This window comes from Bacillus sp. MYb56 (assembly GCF_002976445.1).
In the GTDB taxonomy this organism is placed as follows: Bacteria; Bacillota; Bacilli; order Bacillales; family Bacillaceae_G; genus Bacillus_A; species Bacillus_A mycoides.
In genome coordinates this window covers 1-1,170 of the sequence record NZ_PCOH01000129.1, presented here as the reverse complement: position 1 = coordinate 1,170, position 1,170 = coordinate 1, and the positions used below count along the sequence as shown (strand labels likewise).

Genomic DNA, 1,170 nt, shown 5'->3' with positions numbered 1-1,170 from the left:
ATAGAAGAACAGAGTAGAATGGCAATCAATTGACCATATAAATGGCACTCCAATCGTTCTTATTTTATCTTTTTACAATGATGGATTTGAAAGAATGACTTCCACGTTTTAAATAAAATTTCGATTTGCCAACGCAAATAATACCAGTCATGTACCTGTCCCATCGGGACAATATCTGTAGGGGTGTTTGTCATATATACATTGATACCACTGAGTCGTTTACTACGAGGAGAATACTTCATTCCTTTCTTTTTTTCTCTTACAGCTTGATCTTGTAATCGTTTTTGTTGCTGTTGTTTTGTTAATCGGTGAACAATTACACGAGCTGGCACTTTATCAATCATTCCTACATAAGCATCAGCTATTTCACATGTTTGTTCTGGTTGAAGGGAGTTCATTAACGTCTCCATATCTATCTGTATATACTCTGTACCTTTCTTAATTCTTCCACCTTGAAAATAATCAGGGTTAGGATTTTTTTGATAAATACGTGTATTCGACTTGATACGAGAGATATAGTAGGCCTCTTTATCTTGGATATATTGAAGGTCTTTTAAATGAAAATAACCTAAATCTCGGATACATAAATCATTCGCCGTCACAGTTGGGGCACACAGAGAGCCGTAAGTACGATCATGTTGTTTACCTGGACCTGTATGAATATGTAGGAACTGTCCACTTAACAAATCATACTCAAGTTGAATTTTTATCCCAGCTGTATGGCTACATCCTCCTGCACCTGGATAAACCGATGAAAATACATCCGGGAGTTGAAATGCAGTTGAATCTAAAATACGAATACGCTTGAAAACAGAAGTGTATGGAGAAGAAATCGGCATAGATGCGGCCAATTTTTTGCTTAGTAGTTCGGCTAGTAGCTGTTGTAAGAGTAGGACGGCCGACTTATTAAACCGTTGATTCAGTCCCTCAGGACTGATGAGTACTTCTGTTGATGCTTCTAAACAGCTAGATAACTGAGTTAAAGAAGTCATAGCTACATTTTGGCTCACCCATACACATAAAGCTACTAAATCTTTTGCTTGGTACTTACTGGTTCGTTGTACAAAACCAACATCTCTAGCAAGATCCCGTAAGGTATTTGGAGATAAAAAACTTTGAATCTCTTGAGCAAATAGTTGTAATTCGTCAGACACAGAAACAGACATAAAA

At 37.0% G+C, this 1,170-nt stretch carries 1 pseudogene; it reads right to left on the bottom strand.

What is annotated here, in order from left to right:
• Window positions 1–62 precede the first annotated feature (62 nt).
• Window positions 63–1,166 (bottom strand): annotated as a pseudogene (locus CQ058_RS31355) (IS4 family transposase); the annotation flags it as partial.
• Between the last annotated feature and the right edge of the window lie 4 nt (window positions 1,167–1,170).